Raw genomic sequence first — 18,409 nt, forward strand, 5'->3', positions numbered from 1 at the left:
GACCCGCCCGCTCGGCGCACCGGACCGACCGTCGCCTGCGTGCCTCCCGGGCACGAGCCCGACCGGACGCCCGATGGCGCTGATCCGCCCGTCCGGGGGCGTGGCGGGCAAGCGCGCCGATCAGTAGTCCGGGCGCGCCGAGCTGCTGCTGCGGGCCTCCGACGGCCCCTTGGCCGCGCCGAATGATCCGTCCACCGGGCGAGCACACCCGCACGCAGCCCGCTACCCGGGCCGACCAACGACTACGCCGCGACCAGTTCGTCGCGGAGCGACTCCGCCGCCGCCCGCAACGCCGAGACGTGCGGGCCCGCCGCCAGCACCGAGCGCGACGCCGCGGGCAGGACGAGGCCCTGCAACCCGGCGAAGATCGTCGCGATGTCGGACGGGGCGGCACCTTGTGCGCCCAGGCCCGGCGCCAGCACGGGACCGTTCAGCGCGGACAGGTCGAGGCCGTGCTCGCGGGTGGCGCCGACGACCACGCCGGTGTCGCCCAGCGGCGTCACACCCGCGTTGCGCGCCGCGGCGCCGTCCACCATCGCCTGGGCCGTGCTCCGCCCACCGAACTCGGCCAGCTGCACCTCCGCCCCCTCCGGGTTGGAGGTGCGGGCCAGCACGAACGCGCCGCGCCCGGCGTCGGCCGCCGTGTCGAGCGCCGACGACAGCGATCCGAACCCCAGGTACGGCGAGAGCGTCACGGCGTCGGCCCCGAGCGGCGCGCCGACGCCGAGGTAGGCGTCGGCGTAGCCGTCCATCGTGGAACCGATGTCGCCGCGCTTGACGTCGAGGATCGTCAGGGTCGGGCTGCCGGCGAACGCGGCGAGGAGCTCCTCCAGCACCGCGATGCCGCGGGAGCCGTGCCGCTCGAAGAACGCCGACTGCGGCTTCACCACGGCCACCGTCCCGGCGAAGGCCTCCACGCAGGCGTCGGCGAACCGCGCGAGCCCATCGCCGTCGTCGGTGAGCCCCCACGAGGCGAGCAGGCCCGGGTGCGGGTCGACGCCTGCGCACAGCGGTCCGAGGCCGGCGACGGCGTCGGCGAGCCGGGCCCCGAACGGGGTCACGAGCGCGCCTTCAGCAGGCTCGCGTGGGCGTCCTGCAGCGAACGGACGCCGATGCGGCCCGCCTTCATCGCCTCGATCCCCTGCACCGCGGCACCCGCGCCCTGCACCGTCGTGATGCACGGCACACCGCGCGCCACGGCGGCCGAGCGGATCTCGTAGCCGTCCACGCGGGGCCCCGAGTTGCCGTACGGCGTGTTGATGATCAGGTCGACGTCGCCTGCGAGTATCCGGTCGACGATCGTCTCCGTGCCGTCCGAGAGGCCCTCGTAGTGCTTGCGCACCACGGTGGCGGCCACGCCGTGGCGCCGGAGGATGTCGGCGGTGCCTGCGGTGGCGAGCACCTCGAACCCGAGGTCGGCCAGCCGCAGCACCGGGAACACCATGGCCCGCTTGTCCCGGTCGGCGATCGAGACGAACACCCGCCCGGACGTGGGCAGCGACCCGTACGCCCCGGCCTGGGACTTGGCGAACGCCGCGCCGAACGAGCTGTCGAAGCCCATCACCTCGCCGGTGGACTTCATCTCGGGTCCGAGCAGCGGGTCGACCCCGTCGCCCTCCACGGTGCGGAACCGGTGGAACGGCAGCACCGCCTCCTTGACCGCGATCGGCGCGTCGGGCGGCAGCTCGCCGCCGTCGCCGTCGGCCGGGAGCAGTCCCTCGGCGCGCAGCTCGGCGATCGTGGCGCCCAGCATGATCCGCGCCGCCGCCTTTGCCAGCGGCACCGCGGTGGCCTTGGAGACGAACGGCACCGTGCGGGACGCCCGCGGGTTGGCCTCCAGCACGTAGAGCGTCTCGCCGTGCAGCGCGTACTGGACGTTGAGCAGCCCGCGCACGCCGACGCCGTGGGCGATCGCCTCGGTGGAGCGGCGCACCTGCTCCAGCACCGAGTGCCCGAGGGTGATCGGCGGCAGCGTGCACGAGGAGTCGCCGGAGTGCACGCCGGCCTCCTCGATGTGCTCCATCACGCCGCCGAGGAAGACCTCCTCGCCGTCGCACAGCGCGTCGACGTCGATCTCGATGGCGTCGTCGAGGAACCGGTCGACCAGCACCGGGCGCTCCTCGCTGATCGCAGTGGCCCGCGAGATGTAGCCGGCGAGGGTCTCGTCGTCGTAGACGATCTCCATCCCGCGCCCGCCGAGCACGTAGGAGGGCCGCACGAGCACCGGGTAGCCGATCCGCTCGGCGATGGCGCGGGCCTCGTCGAACGAGGTGGCCATCCCGAACGCGGGTGCGGGCAGCCCGGCCCGGCGCAGCACCTCGCCGAACGCGCCGCGGTCCTCGGCGAGGTCGATCGCGGCCGCGGACGTGCCGACGACCGGCACGCCGGCGGCGGTGAGCCGCTGCGCGAGCCCCAGCGGGGTCTGCCCGCCCAGCTGCACGATGACCCCGGCGACGGTGCCGGACTGCTGCTCGGCGTGCACGACCTCGAGGACGTCCTCGAAGGTGAGCGGCTCGAAGTACAGCCGGTCGGCCGTGTCGTAGTCGGTGGAGACGGTCTCGGGGTTGCAGTTGACCATCACGGTCTCGAACCCGGCCTCGCGCAGCGCCATCACGGCGTGGACGCACGAGTAGTCGAACTCGATGCCCTGCCCGATGCGGTTGGGCCCCGAGCCGAGGATCAGGACCTTCGGCTTCTCGGTCTGCGGCGCGATCTCCGACTCCGCGGCGGGGTCGGTCTCGTAGGCGCTGTAGTGGTACGGCGTCCTCGCGGCGAACTCCGCGGCGCAGGTGTCCACGGTCTTGTAGACCGGCCGGATGCCGAGGCGGTGCCGCAGGGCACGCACGCCGTCCTCACCGGCCAGCTCCGGGCGCAGCACGGCGACCTGCCGGTCCGACAGGCCCGCCCGCTTCGCGCGCCGCAGCAGTGCGCCGTCGAGCACCGGGGCGTCCTCGATCTCCTGCCGCAGCTCGGTGAGCGCCAGGATCTGGTCGACGAACCACGGGTCGATGCCCGACTCGGCCGCCACGTCGGCCACCGTGCGACCGAGCCGCAGCGCGCGCTCGACGGCGTAGATCCGCCCGTCCCGGGCCGCGGCCACGTCCGGCTCGCCGTCGGGGTCGGGAGCGGTCCAGAACCCGACCCGCGAGGTCTCCATCGACCGCAGCGCCTTGCCCAGGGCCTCGGGGAACGAGCGGCCGAGCGCCATCGCCTCGCCGACGCTCTTCATCGTGGTGGTGAGCTCGGGGTCGGCGCCGGGGAACTTCTCGAACGCGAACCGCGGGACCTTCACCACGACGTAGTCCAGCGTCGGCTCGAACGCGGCCGGGGTCTCGCCGGTGATGTCGTTGCGGATCTCGTCGAGGGTGTAGCCGATCGCGAGCCTCGCGGCGATCTTCGCGATCGGGAATCCGGTGGCCTTCGACGCGAGCGCCGACGAGCGCGAGACCCGCGGGTTCATCTCGATGACGACGAGCCTGCCGGTCTCCGGGTTGACCGCGAACTGGATGTTGCAGCCGCCGGTGTCGACGCCCACTGCGCGCAGCACGGCGATGCCGACGTCGCGCATGCGCTGGTACTCGCGGTCGGTGAGCGTCATCGCGGGGGCGACGGTGATCGAGTCGCCGGTGTGCACGCCCATCGGGTCGAAGTTCTCGATCGAGCAGACGACCACGACGTTGTCGTGCTTGTCGCGCATCAGCTCGAGCTCGTACTCCTTCCACCCGAGCACCGACTCCTCGATGAGCACCTCGGTGACCGGCGAGGCCGCCAGCCCGGTGCCGGCGAGCCGCTCCAGGTCCTCCGGCGTGTGGGCCATGCCGGAGCCGAGGCCGCCCATGGTGAACGAGGGCCGGATCACGACCGGCAGGCCCAGCTCGGCGGCCGCGGCCCGCACCTCGTCCATCGAGTGGCAGACGGCGCTGCGCGGCACGTCGCCGCCGACCGACTGCACGATCTCCTTGAACTTCAGCCGGTCCTCGCCGCGCTGGATGGCGTCGACGTCGGCGCCGATCAGCTCGACGCCGTAGCGCTCGAGCACCCCGTTCTCGTGCAGCGCGATCGCCGCGTTCAGCGCGGTCTGCCCGCCCAGCGTCGGCAGGATCGCGTCCGGGCGCTCCGCCGCGATCACCTGCTCCAGGAACTCCGGGGTGACCGGTTCGATGTAGGTGGCGTCGGCGAACTCGGGGTCGGTCATGATCGTGGCCGGGTTCGAGTTGACCAGCGACACGCGCAGCCCCTCGGCGCGCAGCACGCGGCACGCCTGCGTGCCGGAGTAGTCGAACTCGGCGGCCTGGCCGATGACGATCGGCCCGGAGCCGATCACCATCACGTGCCGGATGTCGTCGCGCCTTGGCATCAGCCGTTCTCCCTCATCAGCTCGACGAACCGGTCGAACAGGTCCGCGGCGTCGTGCGGGCCCGCTGCCGCCTCGGGGTGGTACTGCACGCTGAAGGCGGGCACGTCCAGGGCCCGCAGGCCCTCGACGCAGCCGTCGTTCGGGCAGGTGTGGGTGATCTCCGCTGGGCCGAACGGGGTGTCGAACCGCTCCCCCGCCTCACCCTCGACCGCGAACCCGTGGTTCTGCGAGGTGATCGACACGCGGCCGGTGGCGTGCTCGACCACCGGGATGTTGATGCCGCGGTGGCCGTAGCGCAGCTTGTAGGTGCCGCGCCCGAGCGCGCGGGCGAGGATCTGGTTGCCGAAGCAGATCCCGAAGGTGGGGATCCGCCGCTGCAGCACCTCGCGGGTGAGCTCGACCGGCGCGTCGGCGGTGGCCGGGTCGCCCGGCCCGTTCGCGATGAAGAACCCGTCGGGCGCCAGCTCCTCCAGCTGCCCGATCGCCGTCTCCGCTGGCAGAACGTGCACCTCGATGCCGCGCGCGGCCATCATGCGCGGGGTGTTGAACTTGATCCCGACGTCCAGCGCGGCCACGCGGAACCGGCGCTCACCGTCGGCGGGCACCACGTACGGCTCGCGGGTGGTGACCGCGCCGTAGAGGTCGGCGCCCTCCATCGGCGGGCTCGCGAGCACCCGCTGGACGAGCTCCTCGTCGGGAGCGAGCGCGGCCCCGGAGAAGACCCCGGCTCGCATTGCGCCTCGCTCGCGCAGGTGCCGCACCAGGGCCCGGGTGTCGATCCCCGCGATGCCGACGATCCCCTGCTCCCGCAGCGCGTCCTCGAGGGAGCGGCGGGAGCGCCAGTTCGACGGGGTGCGGGCCGGGTCGCGCAGGGCGTAGCCGGCCACCTGGATGCCGCGGGACTCGTCGTCCTCGTCGTTCCAGCCGGTGTTGCCGATCTGCGGCGCGGTCTGCACCACGATCTGGCGGTGGTAGGACGGGTCGGTGAGCGTCTCCTGGTAACCGGTCATGCCGGTGGTGAACACCGCCTCGCCGAGACCCTCGCCGCGGGCGCCGTACGCCTCACCGCGGAAGATCCGCCCGTCTTCCAGGACCAGAGCTGCGCTTGCCCGCCCCGCCGGCTCCGCCGGCTTCCATCCCCCGAGCGTCATGCCTGCACCTCCCCGTTCCGCATCGTGATCCGCCCGCGCAGCACGGTGGCCGTGACCGCGGCGGGCAGCCGCATCCCCTCGAATGGGGTGTTGGTGGCCTTGCTGGCCAGTGCCGCGCCGCGCACCGTCCAGACCGCGTCCGGGTCGACGAGCGCGAACGTGGCGGGCTCGCCCTCCGCGATCGGGCGGCCCTGGTCGGGCAGGCCGGCGATCTCCGCCGGTCGCTCCGACAGCACGCGGGCGACCCCGCGCCAGTCGAGCAGGCCCGGCTCGACCATCGTGTGCACCACCACCGACAGCGCCGTCTCCAGGCCGAGCATCCCGGGCTTCGCCGCGGCCCACTCGGTGTCCTTGTACTGCTGGGCGTGCGGGGCGTGGTCGGTGGCGACCACGTCGATCACGCCCTCGGCGAGCGCCGCGCGCATCGCCTTCGTGTCCTCGCCGGTGCGCAGCGGGGGGTTGACCTTGTTGACCGGGTCGTAGCTGGTGAGCGCGGCGTCGGTGAGCAGCAGGTGGTGCGGCGTGACCTCGGCCGACACCCGCACGCCCTGGTCCTTCGCCGCGCGCAGCACCTCCACGGTCCGCAGGGACGAGACGTGGCAGACGTGCAGCGCCGCCCCCGCCTCGCGGGCGAGGGCGCAGTCGCGCGCAACGATCGTCTCCTCGGCGGTGGCCGGCCAGCCGGCCAGCCCCAGCCGCGACGCGACCACACCCTCGTGCGCCTGGGCGCCGACGGTGAGCCGGTGGTCCTCGGCGTGCTGGGCGATCACGACGTCGAGGGACGACGCGTACTCCAGGGCCCGGCGCATGATCACCGGGTCGTGCACGCAGCGGCCGTCGTCGGAGAACATCCGCACCCGAGCGCGCGAGCGCGCCATCGTGCCGAGCTCGGCCATCTTGACGCCCTCGAGCCCGACCGTCACCGCGCCGACGGGGTGGACGTCGACCAGCCCGACCTCCTCGCCCCGGCGGCGCACGTGCTCCACCACGACGGCGGTGTCGGCCACCGGGTCGGTGTTGGGCATCGCGAAGACGGCCGTGTAGCCACCGCGGGCGGCCGCGCGGGACCCGGTCTCGACCGTCTCGGACTCCTCGCCGCCCGGCTCGCGCAGGTGGGTGTGCAGGTCGACGAAGCCGGGCAGCAGCACGGCGCCGTCGGCGTCGAGCACGTCGACGTCCGCGCTCAGGCCGGAGCCCGTCTCGACGACCACGCCGTCGCGGACGAGGAGGTCGACCGCGTCCTCGCCGTACGGCCGCGCGTTCTTGATCAGCAGGTCTTTCACTCGGGAGCTCCCGCGAGGAGGTGGTAGAGGACGGCCATCCGGACGTGCACGCCGTTGGAGACCTGGGCCAGGATCGTCGAGGCCGGGCTGTCGGCGACGGCCGGCGAGATCTCCATGCCGCGCACCATCGGCCCCGGGTGCATGACCACCGCGTGGTCGGGCAGCAGCCGCGCCCGGTCTTCTGACAGGCCGTAGCCGATCGCGTACTCCCGCGCCGACGGGAAGAAGGAACCGTGCATCCGTTCGGCCTGCACGCGAAGCACCATCACCGCGTCGAGGGCGGGCAGCTCGGCGTCCAGCTCGGGGCTCACGCGGCAGGGCCACTGCTCGACGCCCACCGGCAGCAGGGTCGGCGGCGCCACCAGCACCACCTCGGCGCCCAGCGTGGCCAGCAGGAAGACGTTGGAGCGCGCCACCCGGCTGTGCAGCACGTCGCCGACGATCCCGATCCGGCGCCCGGCGATGCCGCCGAGCCGGTCGCGCAGGGTGGCGGCGTCCAGCAGGGCCTGGGTGGGGTGCTCGTGCGTGCCGTCGCCCGCGTTGACGATCGAGGTGTGCGTGCCGGTCTTCCCCGCGTCGCGGTCGACCCAGCCCGCCAGCCGGTGCGCCGCCCCGGAGGCCGGGTGGCGCACGATCACGCAGTCGGCGCCGACGGCCGACAGCGTGAGCGCGGTGTCGCGCAGCGACTCGCCCTTGCCCACCGACGACCCGGACGCGCTGACGTTCACGGTGTCGGCGCTCATCCACTTGCCCGCGACCTCGAACGAGACCCGGGTGCGGGTGGAGTTCTCGTAGAACATCGTGATCACGGTCCGGCCGCGCAGGGTGGGCAGCTTGCGCACCTCACGGCCCAGCAGCGCCTGCTTGAGCCGGTCGGCGGTGTCGAGCAGGCCGGTGGCGGCTGCCGCGTCGAGGTCGGTCACCGAGAGCAGGTGCTTCACTCCTGCACCGCCTTCCGCAACCGCACCGCGTCCGCACCGTCGATCTCCTCGAGCAGCACCAGCACCTGCTCGTCGCGGGCGGTGGGCACGTTCTTGCCGACGTAGTCGGCCCGGATCGGCAGCTCCCGGTGACCCCGGTCGACCAGCACGGCCAGCTGCACCGCGCGCGGGCGGCCGTGGTCGGAGAGCGCGTCGAGCGCGGCCCGGACCGTGCGGCCCGACATCAGGACGTCGTCGACGAGCACGACGAGCGCGTCGTCGAGCCCGCCCTCCGGCACCGCGGTGTCCTCCAGGGCGCGGGCCGGGCGCCTGCGCAGGTCGTCGCGGTACAGGGTGGGGTCGACGGAGCCGACCCGGACGCTCGTGCCCTCGAAGTCGGCGATCGCCGCGGCGAGCCGCCGAGCGAGCACGGCGCCGCGGGTGGGGATGCCGATCAGCACGACGTCGGCCATGCCGTCAGCGCCCGTTGCCGTCTTCTCGATGATCTGGTGCGCGATTCGCGCGATGGTGCGGGCGACGTCGGCGGCGCCGAGCAGCTCCCGTGCGGGTGCGCTCGCGCCTGCCGGGTCCCCGCGGCGGTGCTCCGCCACAGAGATTCTCCTTCCCCGCCTCACCGGACGGGCTTAAAGGAACCGGTCGCCCGGACGCTACCAGCGCCGCCTCCGAAGGCCCTCGTTCTCGCGCCGGGGCATCGCCGATGTCACACGCCGTACGCTCTCTTGACACCCACACATACCCCACCCGTCACAGCCTGATGGTGCGACTGACACCATCACGCGGGGCAGGCACGCGTTGCGGGGGACGTAACGCCTGGCGGGGGACGCTCGATCAGCCGTTCGAGTGGTCTCGGTCCACTGTGGTACCGCGAGGGGGACGACAACTTGACCGATCGTCGGGCCGAGCGCATGATTACTCTCCGTATCTAGACATTGCTCCCTGGGTGGCCGCGGTAGCGGGGGGTCCACCCGGGCGCGAGGGCCGGCGCCGACCACGTGCCGGGCCGGCAGCACCACCGGAAGAGCTCGGTCCCGCGGCCGAGCCAGCAGCAAGATGAGGAGGTCGCCAGATGGGCGACTACGCCAAGGCGCTCGGCGGCAAGCTCCGCGCCATCCGGCAGCAGCAGGGGTTGTCGCTGCACGGCGTCGAGCAGAAGTCCGGCGGTCGCTGGAAGGCGGTCGTGGTGGGCTCCTACGAGCGCGGCGACCGCGCCGTCACCGTGCAGAAGCTGGCCGAGCTGGCAGACTTCTACGGCGTCCCCGTGGCCGAACTGCTCCCGGAGGGCCGCATCCCGTCCGGGTCGGAGCCGGCCACCAAGATCGTGATCAACCTGGAGCGCCTCCAGCAGCTCCCCGCCGACAAGGTCGGGCCGCTGGCCCGCTACGCCGCGGCGATCCAGAGCCAGCGCGGCGACTACAACGGCAAGGTGCTCTCGATCCGCTCCGAGGACCTGCGGTCGCTGTCGATCATCTACGACATGACGCCCGGCGAGCTCACCGACCAGCTGATCGACTGGGGCGTGCTGCCACCGGAGGCCCGGCCCACCGCCTGACACAGCCCGACCCGCCTCGCCGAGCAACGTCGTGAGGCGTGCCGGCGGTGAGGACGCCCCTCGGTATCCGGCGTCGGGCCGGGCCGGGTCCAGGGGCGAGAACGTGGGCACACCGACGGTGTGCAGATGTGCGAGCACCCCGAGCCGGGCGGTTCCCTCGATCTGCGCCCACAGCGCCACGACGCCGGGGCCGCGCCGCGCATTCGCGTTGATCAGGGCCGCGCTCGGCAGGTCGGCACCCCGGGGCCCGTACGGTTGCGACGCGCTCGGCGAGCGCCGCCCGCAGCGCCTCGACACCCGAGCATCTGGCGTCGACGCACGCCCCGGCCCCGTTCTGCCGCCCCACCTCGCCGAACGCGGGGACGTACAACGCCTCCGGGCCTCGACCACGCCGACGGCATTGAAGGGGCGCTCTACCGTCCTCGTCACGGTCGGCGCCGAGCCGGTGCCCGTCCGGATCGTGGTCGACCCCTCCGATCCCGGGCGGAACGACGGCGGACCCGGTGCCGCTGATCAATTCCCACGCATCCGATCCAGAAACGATTCGAGCGTGGTTTGTTGACGTTCTTCCCGGGTAGGGAATGCTCCGTTCGGGTGGCCCGAGCAATGTAGATCTCCCCTGAGTTGCGATGACCGGACCGGCACACATAACGTCTCTCGCACTGAGCCTCAACGGCCCACCGCGAATGGACCCATGATTCAGAAATCATGATTGTGCGGTTCACCCCGATCGTCGTGGGCGCGCGTATCAATGAAAGGAAGATCGCGGCGTTCCAGACGCCGCCGAGGGATCCGGCCGTACGGCCGATCGAAACAATTTCGCGTGCAGGAAAGAAATCTACTGGCGCGCCCTTGCGCGTTCGAAGCCCGGATCATCCGACAGCAGACCCATTCCGAGAAGGACACGATGACCACTGCGAACACGAGCGACCCGAACCAGATGACCGGCGCCGATGTCTACGACGGCAACGGCCGGTCGATCGGCAAGATTGATTCGATCTACTTCGACAACGACACCGACCAGCCGGAATGGGCGGCGGTACGGACAGGCCTGTTCGGCGGGCACGTGTCGCTGGTGCCACTCGGCCGGAGCAACTGGGACGGCTCCGCACTGACCGTGCCTTTCGACAAGGAGGCGCTCAAGGCCGCGCCGCACCACGACCCGGGCACCGCGCTGTCGGCAGCCGACGAGCAAGACCTCTACCGCCACTACGGCATGTCCTCCGAACGCTCCGCCGACCGGCGCCACGACCGCGCCGGGGAGCCCGGGGTGCAGGGCCGCGACACCTCGGGCCCCACCACCGACGACGCGATGACCCGCAGCGAGGAGCGGATGCGCGTCGGCACCGAGCAGCACGAGTCCGGCCGCGCCCGGCTCCGCAAGTACATCGTGTCCGAGAACGTCTCGACGACGGTGCCGGTCGCCCACGAGGAGGTCACCCTCGAACGTGAGCCGATCACCGAGGCCAACCGCGGCGACGCGATGACGGGCGGCGACCTCACCGAGGAGGAGCACGAGGTCACCCTCACCGAGCAGCGCGCGGTCGCCAGCAAGGAGACCGTTCCCGTCGAGCGGGTCCGGCTGGGCACCGAGACGGTCACCGAGGAGCAGCAGGTCCAGGGCACCGTCCGCAAGGAGCAGATCGACCCGGTCGAGGTCGAGGGAGCCGCAGCCGAGCGTGGCGTGCGCGGCAGGCACGAGCGCTGACCGAGCTGCCCCGCCACGTGCGCGTTCCGCAGAACGCCCACGTCTTCCAGGGATCGAGGGACGTGCGCCGACGAGGGGGGCGCACGTCCCGGAATGGGCACAGGATGAGTAGCTCGCAATCACCCGCCCGGCCGGAAGCGGTCGGCGTGACGCGTTCCGCGGAGCAGCAGCGGGCCGAGGTCGTGAATGTGGTCGTGGGCCGTGCCCGGCTGGTCACATTCGTGGTGACCGAGGAGCAGACGTTCACGGTCCCGGTGCGGCGTCAGGAGGTTCGCCTCGTCTACGACCCCGTACCCGCGAACGACCAATCGGTGACGTCGGTGCCGCCGGCCGAGGAGATTCACGAGGTGGTCCTCCTTTCCGAGCAGGTGCAGTTCTCCACCCGTGTCGTGCCGGTCGAGCGCGTCCGGATGATCCGGCGCGTCGTCAAGGGTGAACAGACCGTCACCGGTCAGATCCGCTCCGAACAGATCGGCGTCGAACAGATCCGAGAATCGGAACGAGACACATCATGGGATTGACCAAGTCCCGTCGATGGTGCCGCGCCGAACGGATTCGGCGGCCGGACCGTCGCCGAGCACTCCCAGGCCGCGATCACCGTGATCGTCCCTCACCCCCGGCGGGCCGGGTCGCGCCATCGCCTTGACACCGCGTCGGCACGCCGACTGTGATGGCTCGTGGATTCGGTGTGGCCAGCCGACCGCGAGGAGGCGGATCGACGATGGCCGTTCTCGTCGACACGCGGGCCGTGCCGCCGGCCGAGCGTTTCGAGTGCTGGCACGAGGCGGCGTCGAAGATCTTCTTTCCGCTGCGGGTGTCCCGGCGTGCGGAGGGCTCGCGCGCCGAGCCGTTCTTCGGCCAGGTGGTCGGGCACCGGCTCGGGCCGATCCAGGCGTTCCGGGTGGCCGGTGACCCGAACACCTGCATCCGCACGCCCAGCGGCATCCGGCAGAGCGACCCGGAGGAGCTGCAGCTGTACCTGGTCCGCCGCGGGCTCTGCCGGGTCGGCCAGCTGGACCGGACGAGCGCGCTCGTACCGGGCGACCTCACCGCGCAGGACACGTCGCGGCCCTTCTCGATCGAGAGCGACGAGCCGTTCGAGCTGATCGTCTTCGACTTCCCGAAATACCTGCTCGGCCCGCACGCCGACCGCATCGGGGCGCGCACGGCCACGCGCATCGCAGGCGACTCCGGGCTCGCCGCCCGCGTCGGACCGTTCCTGACCGGGCTCCTCGACGGGCTCGACGAGGGCTCCATCGTCGAGTCCGACGGGCTGACCGACAGCATGGTGGGCCTGCTGCGGTCCCTGTTCAGCGAGGGGCCCGCGGTGCCGAGGGACCCGACGACCCTGCTGCTGCACCGGATCCACACCTACATCGAGCAGCACCTCGCCGATCCGGGGCTCGGGCCCGACCGGATCGCCGCTGCGCACTACATCTCGGTGCGCTACCTGCACAAGCTCTTCCAGCGCCGGGGCGCCACCGTGTCCCGGTTCGTGCAGCAGCGCAGGCTGGAGCGCTGCCGGCGCGACCTGGCCGACCAGGCCCTCGCGGGGCACACGATCGAGTCGATCTGCAGCGCGTGGGGCATGACGAACCCCGACCACTTCAGCCGCGTGTTCCGGGCCGCCTACGGCTGCCCGCCGCGCGAGTGGCGGGCCCGAGCGGTGCACGCTCGGTCGGACGCGGTGCACCACGGGGAAGGCCCCCACGGCGCGACCGGTGGATCGTGGCCGGTATGACCGAGTTCTGGCGCGAGATCAAGCCGATCGAGAACGTCTTCCGGCCGGGCGCCCTGCCCGACCTGCACGTCTCGGACGGGCCCATCGACGACGACCGCTACTACATCCCGCTGTCCGAGACCGTCGGGTCCCGGCCGCTGTTCATCTCGACCAGCCAGAACCGCTGGTGCGACGTGCTCATGGCCCGCGGCGCCGGCCTGGTGAACCGGCACTACCACCCGCACCAGGTGTTCGCGTACACGATCTCGGGCCGGTGGGGCTACCTGGAGCACGACTGGGTCGCCACCGCCGGCGACTTCGTCTACGAGGCCCCCGGCGAGGGCCACACCCTCGTCACCTACGAGGCCGACGAGCCGACCCGCATCACCTTCAACGTCACCGGCCCGCTCATCTGGCTCGACGAGAACGGCGATCCGGACGGCACGTTCGACGTCTTCGACTACATCGGCCTCTGCCGGGAGCACTACGAGAAGGTCGGTCTCGGCGCCGGGTTCGTCGACCAGTTCATCCGGTAGGCCGGAACAACGCCCGGCGTCGGGCTGCGTGATCCCCCACCGACCGGTCGTCCGACGTACGCTCCCCGGGTGAGCGAGGCCACCACGGGCCGGTCCCGGCTGTCGTCGTGGGCCTACGCGCTGCGCACCACCAACCCGCCGCCGGGGGGCCGGGTGGATGCCGTCACGCGCTGGATCGTGGTCACCCGCGCAGCCGTCCTGCCGATGACGCTGGTCTCGGGGCTGGTCGCCGCGCTGCTGGCCGTCGGCGAGCCGGGGCTCGACTGGCGCTGGCTCACGCTCGCCATCACCGGCATCGTGCTGGCGCACCTCGCGAACAACCTCATGAACGACCTGTACGACACGCAGGCGGGCAGCGACACGGCGACCTACCCCCGCGCCCTCTACGCGCCGCACCCGGTGCTGTCCGGGCTCGTGTCCCGTCGCGCGCTGGTCACCGCGATCGTGCTGGTCAACCTCGCCGACCTGGCGATCCTCGTGGTGCTGGCGGTCGCGCGCGGCTGGCCGGTGGTGGCGTTCGCCCTGGCCGGGTTCGTGCTGAGCGTCGCCTACACCGCCCCGCCCCTCCGGCTGAAGAAGCGCGGGCTCGGCGAGCTGGACGTGCTCGTGGTGTGGGGCCCGCTGATGGTCGGGGGCACGTACTACGCGGCCACCGGCACGATCACCTGGGCGGTGCTGCTCGCCTCGCTGCCCTACGGCCTCCTGTGCACCACGGTCCTGATGGGCAAGCACGTCGACAAGATCCCGTTCGACGCTCCGCTCGGGATCAGGACGCTGCCGGTGATCCTCGGCGAGCGCCGCGCCCGCACCGTGACGCTCGGGCTGATGGCTGCCTTCTACGTGCTGGTGCTCGGGTGCGTGCTGGTCGGGGCGATGCCGTGGCCCGCGCTCGCCGTGGTGCTCGCGCTGCCACGGCTGGCCAAGGTCTGGCCGCGGTTCCGGCAACCACCGCCGGACGAGCCGCCGCCCGGGTTCCCGGTCTGGCCGCTCTGGTACGCCGCGCTGGCCTGGGTGCACGTGCGGCAGGCCGGCGCGCTGCTGGTGCTGGGGCTCCTGCTCGGCGCGCTGGTCTAACGCGTGGCGCGCAGGTGCTCGGCGATGTCGGCGATCCGGCCGAGCACACCGTTCAGGAACCGCGGGCTGTCGTCGGTGGACAGGGTGCGCGCGAGCTCGACGGCCTCGGTGATCGCCACCGGGTCGTCGATCTCGTCGACCCAGAGCAGCTCGAACACCCCGATCCGCAGCAGCGTGCGGTCGACCGCGGGCATGCGCGCGACCGTCCAGCCCTCGGCGTGCTCGGCGAGCAGCTGGTCGATGCGCTCCCGGTGGGCCACCACGCCCTCGACGAGCATCGCGGCGTAGTCCGACACCGGTGGGGCGTCGTCGGTCTCGCGGCGGTGCGCGAGCACGGCCAGGGGGTCGTCGCCCCTCGCCTCGGACTCGAAGAGGATGTCGAGGGCGCGTTTGCGCGCCCTCGTGCGGGCCCGTTGCAGCCGCTCGGGCATCAGCCGGATACGCGGCCGAGGTAGCGCCCGTCGCGGGTGTCCACCTTGACCTTCTCGCCGGTCGTGACGAAGAGCGGCACCTGGATCTCGGCGCCGGTCTCCAGCGTGGCGGGCTTGGTGCCGCCGGTGGAACGGTCGCCCTGCAGGCCCGGGTCGGTGTGGGAGATCACCAGCTCGACCGACGTGGGCAGCTCGACGTACAGCGCGGTGCCCTCGTGGAAGGCGACCATCGCGCTCTGGTTCTCGAGCATGTAGTTGGCGGCGTCCCCGACCGTGTTCTCCGGGACCGGGATCTGGTCGTAGGTGTCGCCGTCCATGAAGACGAAGTCGGCGCCGTCCCGGTAGAGGAAGGTCATGTCCCGCCGGTCGACGGTGGCGGTGTCGACCTTGGTGCCGGCGTTGAAGGTCTTGTCGACGACCTTCCCGGTGAGCACGTTCTTCAACGTCGTACGCACGAAGGCGCCACCCTTGCCGGGCTTGACGTGCTGGAACGCCGTGACCGACCAGAGCTGGCCGTCCAGGTTGAGCACCAGACCGTTCTTGAGGTCGTTCGTCGTGGCCACGTGCGCCTGACTCCTTGCGTCTGTCGCGGGCGCGCACTACGTCGCGAGGTGCAGTAGTACTTCGCGAGGTGTCGCCGGCGCGCCGGGTTTGCTCCATGAGCGGCGCGCTGCAACGGCGCCGTCGTCCGCGCCCAAGGATACCCGTCAGACCTCGAGCAGCTCCCGCGTGGTGTGGGTGAGCAGCTCGGGCCCCGCGTCGCGCACCACGAGCGTGTCCTCGATGCGCACCCCGCCCCGGCCTTCCACGTAGACGCCGGGCTCGACGGTCACCACCATCCCGGCGGCGAGTGCGCCGGTCCCGGTCTTGCCCACGTACGGCGCCTCGTGGATCTGCAGGCCGACCCCGTGGCCGAGGCCGTGCACGAACTCCTCGCCGCGCCCCGCCCGCTCGACCACCCCGCGGGCGGCGGCGTCCACCGCCGTGACCTCCGCGCCCGGGGCGAGCGCGGCCCGCCCGGCGGCCTGCGCCTCCGCGACGAGCGCGTGCAGCTCCCGCTGCCAGTCCGCGGCCGGGCCGAGCACGACGGTGCGGGTCATGTCGGAGTGGTAGCCGTCGACGAGCGCGCCGAAGTCGAGCTTCACCAGGTCCCCGCGCTGCAGCTCGGCCCCGGTCGGGCGGTGGTGCGGCACGGCCGAGTGCGCCCCGGCGGCCAGGATCGTCTCGAACGCGGGCCCGGTGGCGCCGTGGGCCCGCATCCGGTCCTCCAGGTCGAGCGCCACCTCCCGCTCGGTGCGCCCGGGCCGCAGCCCGCCCGCCGCGAGCAGGTCGGCGAGGGCGGCGTCGCCCACGGCGCACGCTCGGCGCAGCGCCTCCACCTCGTCCGCGTCCTTCACGGCCCGCAGCTCCTGCACGAGCCCGGGTGCTCGGATCATCGGTACGTCTCCGGCGGCCGCCGCGAGGGCGTCGTGCGCGTCGACGGTGACGGAGTCCGACTCGAACCCCAGTCGTTCGGCGCCCAGCGCACGCGCCTGCTTCGCCAGCGCGAGCGCGCTGGCCCGGTCGATCACCGGCTCCAGGTCGGGCACCTCGGCGGCGGCCTGCGTGCGGTAGCGGCCGTCGGTGCAGAAGCGGCTCGCGTCGTCACCGCCCGCGTGCACGAGGAGCGCGGCGTTCGAGCCGGTGAAACCGGTCAGGTAGCGGACGTTGACCAGATCGGTGACGAGCAGGGCGTCTACGCCTGCGCCCGGCAGCAGCGCGCGCAGGGCGGATCGCCGCGCGGGGAAGGACATGTTGTCACCTTATGTGTCCGCAGGTGCCCATCCGGGGTAGTCGGTCGGCATGAGAATCGGTACGAGCATCGGGCTGATCGCGCTCGGCTTGATCCTCGCCCTCGCCGTGCGAATCGACCTGGGCGGGATCGACCTCGAGCTCATCGGCTGGATCCTGACCATCGTCGGCATCATCGGCCTGATCGCGAGCGTCGTGCTGGCCCGGCAGGCCCGCCCGGTCGTGCGGCGCGAGGCGGAGTACCCGCCCCCGCCCCCGCACCCGGCGGACCCGCGCTACCCCGACCCGCGCTACTAGGCCTGAGCTTCAGACCTGGGCCTGGGTGTGCGTGGCCAGCCAACGCAGCGCCAGCGGGTATCCGTCCACACCCAGGCCCACGATCACACCCGTGGCGACGCCGGAGATGTAGGAGTGGTGGCGGAACTCCTCGCGCCGGTGCACGTTCGTGATGTGCACCTCGATCAGCGGCGCGGTGAGCTGGGCGCACGCGTCCCGCACCGCGACAGAGGTGTGCGTCCAGGCCGCGGCGTTCAGCACGACCGGCGCACCCGCGTCGGCGGCCTCGTGCAACCAGCCCAGCAGCTCGCCCTCGTAGTTGGTCTGGCGGACCTCCACCTGCAGGCCCAGCTCGGCACCCGTGCGTTCGCACAACGCGACGAGGTCGGCGTACGTGGTGCGGCCGTAGACGGCCGGCTCCCGCGTGCCGAGACGACCCAGGTTCGGCCCGTTCAGCACCAGCACCCGGCTGCTCATGCCGACGCTCCCGTCGAGGCTGCTCCGCTCGATACCGCCGCGTACGCGCGTTCGATGAGCTCCGGCTCCGGGCCTTCCAGCCGGCCGGGCTTCGCGAGCCCGTCGAGCACCACGAACCGCAACGTGCCCGCCCTCGCCTTCTTGTCCCCGCGCATCGACTCGACCAGCTCGGGCAGCGCGTCCGCCGCGTAGCTCACCGGCAACCCGAGCGAGGAGAGCACCGCCCGGTGCCGGTCGGCGGTGGCGTCGTCGAGCCGGCCCGCCGCCCGCGCCAGCTCGGCGGCGAACACCAGGCCCACGCTGACCGCCGCGCCGTGGCGCCAGCGGTACTCCTCGCGGCGCTCGATCGCGTGCCCGAGCGTGTGGCCGTAGTTGAGGATCTCCCGCAGGTGCGATTCGCGCAGGTCGGCCGCCACGACGTCGGCCTTCACCCGGATCGAGCGTTCCACCAGCTCGGGCAGCACCGGGCCAGCCGGGTCCAGCGCCGCCGCCGGGTCCGCCTCGATGCGCTCCAGGATCACCGGGTCGGCGATGAACCCGGTCTTGACGATCTCCGCGCTGCCCGCCACCAGCTCGGCCGCCGGAAGCGTGTCGAGCACCGCGAGGTCGACGAGCACCGTGGACGGCTCGTGGAACGCACCGACCAGGTTCTTGCCGGCCGCCGTGTTGATGCCGGTCTTCCCGCCGACCGCCGCGTCGACCATCGCGAGCAGCGTGGTGGGCACGTGCACCACCCGCACGCCGCGCATCCAGGTGGCCGCGACGAACCCGGCGAGGTCGGTGACCGCACCACCGCCCAACGACACGACGACGTCGCCGCGCGTGAGGCCGACGCGCCCGCAGACCTCCCAGCAGAAGCCCGCGACGGCCAGCGCCTTGCCGTCCTCGGCGTCGGGGACCTCCACCCGGTGCGCGTCGACGCCTGCGCCCTCCAGCTCCGCCCGGGCCGCTTCCGCGACGTCCGCCAGGGCAGGCTGGTGCACGATCAGCGCGGCGGCCGCGCCGAGCCCGGCGACCGTGGCGGTCAGCTCGGCGCGCACCCCACGGCCGACGAACACGGGGTAGGGCCGCTCGGTGGCCACATCGATCCGCACCGTCCCACTCACGCGATCACC

Annotated in this window: 18 protein-coding genes; 7 read left to right on the plus strand and 11 right to left on the minus strand. The window is 72.6% G+C overall.

Annotated elements, in window-relative coordinates:
* Positions 1–242 precede the first annotated feature (242 nt).
* From pyrF to pyrR, 6 genes are read right to left on the minus strand one after another with little or no spacing between them, the layout of a single operon-like run.
* Positions 243–1,061 carry an orotidine-5'-phosphate decarboxylase gene (gene pyrF / locus FB388_RS15605; protein WP_142101583.1) on the minus strand — a complete coding sequence of 273 codons (819 nt, stop codon included), beginning with the start codon at positions 1,059–1,061 and terminating at the stop codon, positions 243–245.
* Positions 1,058–4,357 carry a carbamoyl-phosphate synthase large subunit gene (gene carB / locus FB388_RS15610; protein WP_142101585.1) on the minus strand — a complete coding sequence of 1,100 codons (3,300 nt, stop codon included), beginning with the start codon at positions 4,355–4,357 and terminating at the stop codon, positions 1,058–1,060. The genes pyrF and carB overlap by 4 nt, the downstream gene beginning before the upstream one ends.
* Positions 4,357–5,508 carry a glutamine-hydrolyzing carbamoyl-phosphate synthase small subunit gene (carA, locus tag FB388_RS15615; RefSeq protein ID WP_142101587.1) on the minus strand — a complete coding sequence of 384 codons (1,152 nt, stop codon included), beginning with the start codon at positions 5,506–5,508 and terminating at the stop codon, positions 4,357–4,359. The genes carB and carA overlap by 1 nt, the downstream gene beginning before the upstream one ends.
* Positions 5,505–6,791 carry a dihydroorotase gene (locus tag FB388_RS15620; protein WP_142101589.1) on the minus strand — a complete coding sequence of 429 codons (1,287 nt, stop codon included), beginning with the start codon at positions 6,789–6,791 and terminating at the stop codon, positions 5,505–5,507. Before FB388_RS15620 ends, carA begins: the two co-directional genes overlap by 4 nt.
* Positions 6,788–7,732, minus strand: coding sequence for an aspartate carbamoyltransferase catalytic subunit (locus FB388_RS15625; RefSeq protein ID WP_142101591.1), 945 nt, complete (start codon positions 7,730–7,732; stop codon positions 6,788–6,790). The genes FB388_RS15620 and FB388_RS15625 overlap by 4 nt, the downstream gene beginning before the upstream one ends.
* Positions 7,729–8,322 carry a bifunctional pyr operon transcriptional regulator/uracil phosphoribosyltransferase PyrR gene (gene pyrR, locus FB388_RS15630; RefSeq protein WP_142101592.1) on the minus strand — a complete coding sequence of 198 codons (594 nt, stop codon included), beginning with the start codon at positions 8,320–8,322 and terminating at the stop codon, positions 7,729–7,731. The genes FB388_RS15625 and pyrR overlap by 4 nt, the downstream gene beginning before the upstream one ends.
* Positions 8,323–8,798: 476 nt before the next feature.
* Here pyrR and bldD point away from each other — a divergent pair, with 476 nt between their 5' ends.
* The 6 genes from bldD to FB388_RS15660 all read left to right on the plus strand — a co-directional run bounded on the left by bldD (position 8,799) and on the right by FB388_RS15660 (position 14,319).
* Positions 8,799–9,281: a transcriptional regulator BldD gene (gene bldD, locus FB388_RS15635; protein WP_142061156.1), complete on the plus strand. Its 483-nt coding sequence runs from the start codon at positions 8,799–8,801 to the stop codon at positions 9,279–9,281.
* Between the two features lie 907 nt (positions 9,282–10,188).
* Entirely contained in the window at positions 10,189–10,989 is an 801-nt protein-coding gene (locus FB388_RS15640; protein WP_142101594.1) for a DUF2382 domain-containing protein, read from the plus strand.
* A 146-nt stretch (positions 10,990–11,135) separates the two neighbouring features.
* Positions 11,136–11,510: a DUF2382 domain-containing protein gene (locus FB388_RS15645; protein WP_170225623.1), complete on the plus strand. Its 375-nt coding sequence runs from the start codon at positions 11,136–11,138 to the stop codon at positions 11,508–11,510.
* A 200-nt stretch (positions 11,511–11,710) separates the two neighbouring features.
* On the plus strand, positions 11,711–12,730 hold the full coding sequence (locus FB388_RS15650) for a helix-turn-helix domain-containing protein (protein WP_170225624.1): 1,020 nt from the start codon (positions 11,711–11,713) through the stop codon (positions 12,728–12,730).
* The gene (locus tag FB388_RS15655; RefSeq protein WP_142101600.1) at positions 12,727–13,245 is read left to right on the plus strand and encodes a 2,4'-dihydroxyacetophenone dioxygenase family protein; all 519 of its coding nucleotides are present in this window, start codon (positions 12,727–12,729) and stop codon (positions 13,243–13,245) included. Before FB388_RS15650 ends, FB388_RS15655 begins: the two co-directional genes overlap by 4 nt.
* Positions 13,246–13,314: 69 nt before the next feature.
* Complete coding sequence (locus FB388_RS15660; RefSeq protein WP_142101602.1) at positions 13,315–14,319, plus strand: prenyltransferase; 1,005 nt, start codon at positions 13,315–13,317, stop codon at positions 14,317–14,319.
* Here the strand turns inward: FB388_RS15660 and nusB are convergent.
* From nusB to FB388_RS15675, 3 genes are all read right to left on the minus strand, one after another.
* Entirely contained in the window at positions 14,316–14,750 is a 435-nt protein-coding gene (gene nusB, locus FB388_RS15665) for a transcription antitermination factor NusB (RefSeq protein ID WP_142101604.1), read from the minus strand. The two genes, FB388_RS15660 and nusB, sit on opposite strands and share 4 nt — an antisense overlap.
* Positions 14,750–15,313 carry an elongation factor P gene (gene efp, locus FB388_RS15670; protein WP_142101606.1) on the minus strand — a complete coding sequence of 188 codons (564 nt, stop codon included), beginning with the start codon at positions 15,311–15,313 and terminating at the stop codon, positions 14,750–14,752. The genes nusB and efp overlap by 1 nt, the downstream gene beginning before the upstream one ends.
* A 144-nt stretch (positions 15,314–15,457) precedes the next feature.
* Positions 15,458–16,543 carry a M24 family metallopeptidase gene (locus FB388_RS15675; protein ID WP_142101608.1) on the minus strand — a complete coding sequence of 362 codons (1,086 nt, stop codon included), beginning with the start codon at positions 16,541–16,543 and terminating at the stop codon, positions 15,458–15,460.
* A gap of 49 nt (positions 16,544–16,592) precedes the next feature.
* On the opposite strand from FB388_RS15675, the gene FB388_RS15680 reads away from it, so the two are divergent.
* Complete coding sequence (locus tag FB388_RS15680; protein ID WP_211361933.1) at positions 16,593–16,838, plus strand: DUF6458 family protein; 246 nt, start codon at positions 16,593–16,595, stop codon at positions 16,836–16,838.
* A 9-nt stretch (positions 16,839–16,847) separates the two neighbouring features.
* Here the strand turns inward: FB388_RS15680 and aroQ are convergent, their stop codons facing one another.
* Both aroQ and aroB read right to left on the minus strand, forming a co-directional pair.
* A complete protein-coding gene (gene aroQ / locus FB388_RS15685; RefSeq protein WP_142101610.1) occupies positions 16,848–17,294 on the minus strand; it encodes a type II 3-dehydroquinate dehydratase in 447 nt (148 codons plus the stop codon).
* On the minus strand, positions 17,291–18,400 hold the full coding sequence (gene aroB, locus FB388_RS15690) for a 3-dehydroquinate synthase (RefSeq protein ID WP_142101612.1): 1,110 nt from the start codon (positions 18,398–18,400) through the stop codon (positions 17,291–17,293). The genes aroQ and aroB overlap by 4 nt, the downstream gene beginning before the upstream one ends.
* Between the last annotated feature and the right edge of the window lie 9 nt (positions 18,401–18,409).

Source organism: Pseudonocardia cypriaca (genome assembly GCF_006717045.1).
Taxonomy (GTDB): Bacteria; Actinomycetota; Actinomycetes; order Mycobacteriales; family Pseudonocardiaceae; genus Pseudonocardia; species Pseudonocardia cypriaca.